General features: G+C 63.2%; 1 protein-coding gene. It reads left to right on the top strand.

Annotated elements, in window-relative coordinates; translation table 11 throughout:
- Nucleotides 1–587: IS91 family transposase (locus tag AAE514_RS18520; RefSeq protein WP_347333045.1), on the top strand; the 587-nt coding region annotated here is incomplete at both ends.

Here is a 587-nt window from a genome sequence, read left to right as displayed (position 1 = left end):
CAGGGGCCTTATGGCGACCTGCTGTGGGGCTGCCGGGACTGCCCTCAGTCAGCCAGCACGCTCCGCTCCTGTGGTCACCGCTTCTGCAACCAGTGCCAGAATCAGAGCACCGAGCAGTGGTTGGAGCGCCAGCGGCAAAAGCAGTTGCCCGTTCACTATTACATGGTGACCTTCACTCTGCCGTATGAACTCAGAGGGTTGGCTCGCACACACCGGAAAACCGTTTACGGACTCCTGATGCGACACGCTGTCGAGACCCTCAGGACCTTCGCTAAAAACGATCCGAGCATGGGCTCCGTACTCGGGTTGTGCGCGGTGCTGCACACCCACACTCGTCGACTGGACTACCATCCGCACGTGCACATTGTGGTGCCCGGCGGCGCGCTGGATCGAACGCGACGCCAGTGGCGTAAGGTCCAAGGCCGCTACCTGTTCAATGGCCGGGCGCTGGCCGCCGCGTTCCGGGGTGCGTTCTTAAAGGCCCTTCACGACGCCGGACTCGGTGTGCACATTACGCCCAAGCGTTGGGTGGCGCATTGCGAGCGTGTCGGCCGGGGCCAGGAGGCGCTGCAGTATCTGGCTCGCTA

It is taken from the genome of Marinimicrobium locisalis, from assembly GCF_039822625.1.
GTDB classification, from domain to species: Bacteria; Pseudomonadota; Gammaproteobacteria; order Pseudomonadales; family Cellvibrionaceae; genus Marinimicrobium; species Marinimicrobium locisalis.
The sequence above is the reverse complement of the archived record's forward strand: the minus strand, read 5'-3'. Positions and strand labels throughout refer to the sequence as shown.